The organism is Streptomyces ossamyceticus (assembly GCF_001418475.1).
GTDB classification, from domain to species: Bacteria; Actinomycetota; Actinomycetes; order Streptomycetales; family Streptomycetaceae; genus Streptomyces; species Streptomyces ossamyceticus.
This window is the reverse complement of the sequence record NZ_LIQX01000004.1, coordinates 1-5,908: the sequence shown is the minus strand read 5'-3', so window position 1 is coordinate 5,908 and position 5,908 is coordinate 1. Positions and strand designations below refer to the sequence as shown.

4 protein-coding genes and 1 tRNA gene are annotated in these 5,908 nt (G+C 72.7%); 3 read left to right on the top strand and 2 right to left on the bottom strand.

Annotated features, from left to right (window positions below):
- From AOK15_RS00555 to AOK15_RS00545, 3 genes are all read left to right on the top strand, one after another.
- On the top strand, nucleotides 1–757 hold a 757-nt coding region (locus tag AOK15_RS00555), incomplete at its 5' end, for a (2Fe-2S)-binding protein (protein WP_240508246.1).
- The gene (locus AOK15_RS00550) at nucleotides 754–3,087 is read left to right on the top strand and encodes a xanthine dehydrogenase family protein molybdopterin-binding subunit (protein WP_055511496.1); all 2,334 of its coding nucleotides are present in this window, start codon (nucleotides 754–756) and stop codon (nucleotides 3,085–3,087) included. The genes AOK15_RS00555 and AOK15_RS00550, both read left to right, overlap by 4 nt.
- Nucleotides 3,088–3,461: 374 nt before the next feature.
- Complete coding sequence (locus AOK15_RS00545) at nucleotides 3,462–4,025, top strand: SUKH-4 family immunity protein (protein ID WP_055511494.1); 564 nt, start codon at nucleotides 3,462–3,464, stop codon at nucleotides 4,023–4,025.
- Between the two features lie 188 nt (nucleotides 4,026–4,213).
- Here AOK15_RS00545 and AOK15_RS00540 read toward each other — a convergent pair whose 3' ends face one another.
- Together AOK15_RS00540 and AOK15_RS00535 are read right to left on the bottom strand one after the other, a co-directional pair.
- Complete coding sequence (locus AOK15_RS00540; RefSeq protein ID WP_055511491.1) at nucleotides 4,214–5,488, bottom strand: M23 family metallopeptidase; 1,275 nt, start codon at nucleotides 5,486–5,488, stop codon at nucleotides 4,214–4,216.
- A gap of 262 nt (nucleotides 5,489–5,750) precedes the next feature.
- Nucleotides 5,751–5,825, bottom strand: a tRNA-Cys gene (locus tag AOK15_RS00535).
- Between the last annotated feature and the right edge of the window lie 83 nt (nucleotides 5,826–5,908).

Here is a 5,908-nt window from a genome sequence, read left to right as displayed (position 1 = left end):
CGGTGCCGTCCAGTGCGGCTTCTGCGTGCCCGGCATGGCGATGACCGTGCACGACCTCCTGGAGGGCAACCCGGCGCCCACCGAACTGGAGGCCCGCCAGGCGCTGTGCGGCAACCTCTGCCGCTGCTCCGGCTACCGCGGCGTGCTGGCGGCCGTCCGCGACGTCGTCGCCGAACGCGCGGCGCACGCGGCCGGCGACGGCGACACCGGCGCCGACACCGACGAGGCCCGCATCCCGCACCAGGCGGGCCCCGGCGCTGGCGGCGTCAACCCGGCGGCCTACGAGGCACAGGGGACCCCGCCCCAGGCCCCGCACGACCCCAACCAGTCGTACGGCGGCCAGGGGCTGTCCTTCGGCGGCCAGGACGACACGTACGGCGGTCAGGGGCAGTCGTTCGGCGGTCACGGCGACACGTACGGCGGCCAGGGCCAGAGCTTCGGGGGCCAGGACCAGTCGTTCGGCGGCCAGGACCAGTCGTTCGGGGGTCACGACGACACGTACGGCGGTCAGGGGCAGTCGTTCGGCGGTCACGGCGACACGTACGGCGGCCAGGGCCAGAGCTTCGGCGGCCAGGACCAGTCGTTCGGCGGCCAGGACCAGTCGTTCGGCGGTCAGGGGCAGTCGTTCGGTGGTCATGACGACACGTACGGCGGTCAAGGGCAGTCGTTCGGCGGTCATGACGACACCTACGGCGGCCAGGGCCGGAACTTCGGCGATCAGGACCAGTCGTTCGGCCAGGACGGAGGCCAGGCGTGAGCAACGACGCAGCCACCGCGACGCCCGCGATCACCGGCACCGCCGGCACCGCCGGGGACGCCGCGCCCGCACCGGAGGCACTGCCGCACGGACTCGGCGTGTCCCTGCCGTCCGCCGACGCCCGCGCCAAGTCCGAGGGCACCTTCCCGTACGCGGCCGACCTGTGGGCCGAGGGTCTGCTGTGGGCGGCCGTCCTGCGCTCACCGCACCCGCACGCGCGCATCGTGTCCATCGACACGTCGCACGCGCGCGAGATGCCCGGCGTCCGGGCCGTCGTCACCCACGAGGACGTGCCGGGCACCCCGCTGCACGGCCGAGGCAAGATCGACCGGCCGGTGTTCGCCTCCGAGGTCGTGCGCCACCACGGCGAGCCCATCGCGGCCGTCGCCGCCGACCACCCGGACACCGCGCGGATGGCCGCCGCCGCCGTCATCGTCGAGTACGAGGTGCTCGACCCGGTGATCGACCCGGAGCAGGCCTTCGAGGCCGAACCCCTGCATCCCGACGGCAACCTGATCCGCCACATCCCGCTGCGCCACGGCGACCCCGACGCGGCCGGCGAGATCGTCGTCGAGGGGCAGTACCGCATCGGCCGCCAGGATCCGGCCCCCATCGGCGCAGAGGCCGGCCTCGCCGTGCCCCGCCCCGACGGCGGTGTCGAGCTGTACCTCGGCTCCACCGACCCGCACACCGACCGCGACACCGCCGCCGCCGTGTACGGTCTGGCCCCCGACCGCGTGAAGATCGTCGTCACCGGGGTGCCCGGCGCCACCGCCGACCGCGAGGACCAGGGCTTCCAGCTCCCCCTCGGTCTGCTGGCGCTGAAGACCGGCTGCCCGGTCAAGCTGACCGCCACGCGCGAGGAGTCCTTCCTGGGCCACGCGCACCGGCACCCGACGCTCCTGCGGTACCGCCACCACGCGGACGCCGAGGGCAGACTCGTCAAGGTCGAGGCCCAGATCCTGCTCGACGCGGGCGCGTACGCCGACACCTCGTCCGAGGCCCTGGCGGCGGCCGTGTCGTTCGCCTGCGGCCCGTACATCGTCCCCAACGCCTTCATCGAGGGCTGGGCGGTCCGCACCAACAACCCGCCCTCCGGTCATGTCCGCGGCGAGGGCGCCATGCAGGTGTGCGCCGCGTACGAGGCGCAGATGGACAAGCTCGCCAAGAAGCTGGGCCTCGACCCGGCCGAGCTGCGCATGCGCAACGTGATGTCCACGGGTGACGTGCTGCCGACCGGGCAGTCCGTGACCTGCCCGGCCCCGGTCGCCGAACTCCTCGAAGCGGTCCGGGAGTTCCCGCTCCCGGCGCTGCCGAAGGACACCCCCGAGGAGGACTGGCTGCTGCCCGGCGGCCCCGAGGGCGCGGGCGAGCCGGGCGCGGTCCGGCGCGGCGTCGGCTATGGCCTCGGCATGGTCCACATGCTCGGCGCGGAGGGCGCCGACGAGGTCTCCACGGCCACCGTGAAGGTCCACGACGGCATCGCCACCGTGCTGTGCGCGGCCGTAGACACCGGCCAGGGCTTCTCCACCCTCGCCCGGCAGATCGTGCAGGAGACCCTCGGCATCGACGAGGTCCACATCGCCCAGGTCGACACCGACCAGCCCCCCGCGGGCGCCGGCTGCCGGGGCCGCCACACGTGGGTGTCGGGCGGCGCGGTGGAACGCGCGGCGAAGATGGTCCGCACACAGCTGCTTCAGCCCCTGGCCCACAAGTTCGGCATGTCCACGGAGCTGCTCCAGATCACCGACGGCAAGATCACGTCGTACGACGGTGTCCTGTCGACGACGGTCGCGGAGGCGCTCGACGGCAAGGAGCTGTGGGCCACCGCGCAGTGCCGCCCGCACCCCACCGAGCCGCTGGACGGCGCGGGCCAGGGCGACGCGTTCGTGGGCATGGCCTTCTGCGCGATCCGCGCGGTCGTGGACGTCGACATCGAACTCGGCTCCGTACGGGTCGTGGAGCTGGCGGTCGCCCAGGACGTGGGCCGGATCCTCAACCCCGCGCAGCTCGACGCCCGGATCGAGGCGGGTGTCACGCAGGGCGTCGGCATCGCGCTGACGGAGAACCTGCGCACCCCGCGCGGTCTGATCCGACACCCCGACCTGACCGGCTACTCCCTGCCGACCGCGCTCGACGCCCCCGACATCCAGATCGTCAAGCTGGTGGAGGAGCGTGACGTGGTGGCCCCCTTCGGCGCGAAGGCGGCCAGCGCGGTGCCGGTGGTCACCTCACCGGCGGCCATCGCCTCCGCGGTACGGGCCGCGACGGGCCGCCCCGTGAACCGCCTGCCGATCCGGCCGCAGGCGGCGGTGGTGACGGGGACCTGACCGGTCCTGACGGGTGCGTGGCCGGTCGGTGTTGATGGGTGTCGGCCGGTCTTGTTGCGTGCGTGGCCGGTCGGTTCTGACGGCGTCAGCCGGTTCCGGGGCGGGTGCGTGGCCGGTCGATCCGGGTGGGTGCCGGCCGGTTCTGACGGGTGCGTGGTCGGGCGGTTCTGACGGGTGGCCGGCTGGTCCTGACCCGTCCCGACCGGTCCCCGAAGAGAGCTCGTTGGCTGGTGTTCGCGTGTGCGGCGGGCGTTGTCAGTGGGGCGGCGTAAGGTTCTTGGAGTGGGACGGCAACGGCCGCTGGGCGGTGCGGTGTTGTCCCCTGCCGGGGGGTAGCACGCCGCGCACCATGTGCTGGGGGAGCCGAGAGCACGATGACGATGGGGACCATGGGCCTGACGGACCTGAACGACCAGACGGACCTGACCGTGACCGCCGGACCGGCGACACTGTCGGGACTGGCACTGGACCTGCCCGCCCTGCTGCTGGACGAGGAGTTCGGCCAGAGCAAGGTGTGGCGCTTCGAGGACTTCGACTTCCCGGCGACGCTCACGCACGAGCCGACCCGCCGCTTCCTGCGCGACATGGGCCTGCCCGAGGAGCACGCGCTCTTCCAGCTCGACACGGACATCCCGCTGCCGACCCTCGCCGAGTACTACGCGCACGAACGACCCGGGTTCCCCGCCGACCGACTTCCCGCCGAGGCGAGCCGACTGATCCGTCTCGGCCACTTCGTCGAGGGCAACAGCGTCGTCCTCGACGGCACGACGGGCGCCGCCCTCAACTGGAGCGAGCCCGAGTCCACGCTCTGCCCCCTCAAGGCCGACATCTCCACGTTCGCCTTCACCCTCTGGCTCCTCCAGCGGGAGAAGCGCGAGAAGACGGCGACGGGCTGCTGGGTGGAGACCCTCCGCAACGAGGCCTGCGCGGGCGGCTGAACGCTCCGCAGCCCCGCCCTGCCCGCGTGCCCTTAGGGAACACGACGACGGCCGGCCGCTGCACGACTGGTCCGCGCGACACCGGACGGCCGCTCGTAGACCTGGATGCAGAAAGGGCGGCACCTCGGACAGGCGCCGCCCTTCGTGACAACGGTGCGACTGGTGACAACAGCCCGACCGGGGTCCGGTCAGAACTCCAGGATCTCGCGGTCGAGCGGGTACCGCGCACGGTGCCAACCCTCGTACGGCGAGGGGGTGATCGGCAGGATGCCGGTCGGCTGAAGGCCCAGGTTGTCGTCCCAGATCCGGGGCTCGACCTGCCCGACGACGCGGAACGTCCGGAAGGTGAAGGGCGGACTGTCGGTCGGGAAGAACTCGGGTGTGGTCATCACCTGGAAGTGCAGGTGCGGCGTGGTCGAGTTGCCGCTGTTGCCGATCCGCCCGAGGACCTGGCCGGTTTCGACGCGGTCACCCTCCCGGACCCTGAGCGAGCCGGGCTTCAGGTGGGCGTAGAGGAGGTAGCGGCCCGGCTCGACCTCCACGGTGACGTGGTTGCCGACGGTCTCCTCGATCGGCGGGACGGGCGGCGTGACGGGCGGGGTGTTGTCCGGGATGCCGTCCTGGACCTCCACCACCGTGCCGCCGGTCGAGGCCACGACCGGCTGACGGTAGCTCAGATAGCTGGTGAGCCGCGTGGGGGCGCCTTCCCAGGTCTGCCCCTGCTCACCGACCCGGTACCAGTCGATCGCGAAACGCTGCGGCACATAGAAGCGGCCGTTGATCGGGGCGAGGCCGCGCCGGTGGTGGGTGTTGCCGCAGCACGACTCGCTGGAGTACCAGGTGCCGGGGCGGACCGGCGCGTTCAGGTTCAGCGGCGGGACGCCGGAGGTCCGGGTGGGCTGCACCGTCTCCTCGAAGGGGGAGGAGCCCGAGGGGGCCAGGACGGCACCCGAGAGACGGTGTTCGAGGACCTTGGGCACCGGCCGACCGCGGTCGAGGGCCAGATCGAGCCAGATGATCCACTGCTGGGAGCCCTCGATGACGGTCGGCGTCGGCGCCGGGGGCGGCGGGGTGTATGCGTCCGCGCCCGGCAGGGGGTCGCCCACCGGGTTGGCGGCCTCGGCCAGCGCCTGCCCGCGCAGCGAGCCGACGACCCGGTGCGTGCGGGCGTCCCGCACGTCGACACGGTCGAGCCGCAGCCGTGTGCTGCTGGGCAGGGAGCTCGTGGTGAGCAGTTCGTAGGAGAGGTGCGTCTTGCCGTCCGTGGCGACGAACGGCGTCGGCTTGGTCAGCACCGCCGCCGTCAACGGCGTGAACTGTGCGCCGGGCGCCGGAGTGGCCGCGCCGGTGCCGTGGCCTTGTCCCGCCGAGGCCACCAGCATGCCGGCCGCGAACACGGCAGCGGCGAGCCCGCGAAGTAGCGGGCGGCGGCCGGTGCGGTTGCGAGGGTCGCGCTCTGCCATTGCGCTCTTTCCTTCGTCGGATCCGGGGCCGCGAAGGGCGCCGGCACGCCCCGCGCAGAGGCGCAGCACCATGTAATCCGGCGGCACGCCCCTCTTGGCGGAGGGCACCGGAGCGGGGCGCCTACTGCACCCGTCCAGCCGCATGCACCAGCCGCATTCACCAGCCGCGTCGGCCGGCCGCATCGCAGCGGCCTCGCGACACGTCGAAGGGCCCCACCGCGAACGGTGGAGCCCTTCGACGACATGCTGGTCGAGACGGCACTGGAGGCCATGGCGGGATTCGAACCCGCGTAACTCGCTTTGCAGGCGAGCCCCTGAACCACTCGGGCACACGGCCGGGTTGGGGCAATCGTGGTGCTTCGGGGGATTGCTCCGTACTCGATGTGTAGACCGTAGGCGGGCGAGAGGGCGGGGCTCAAG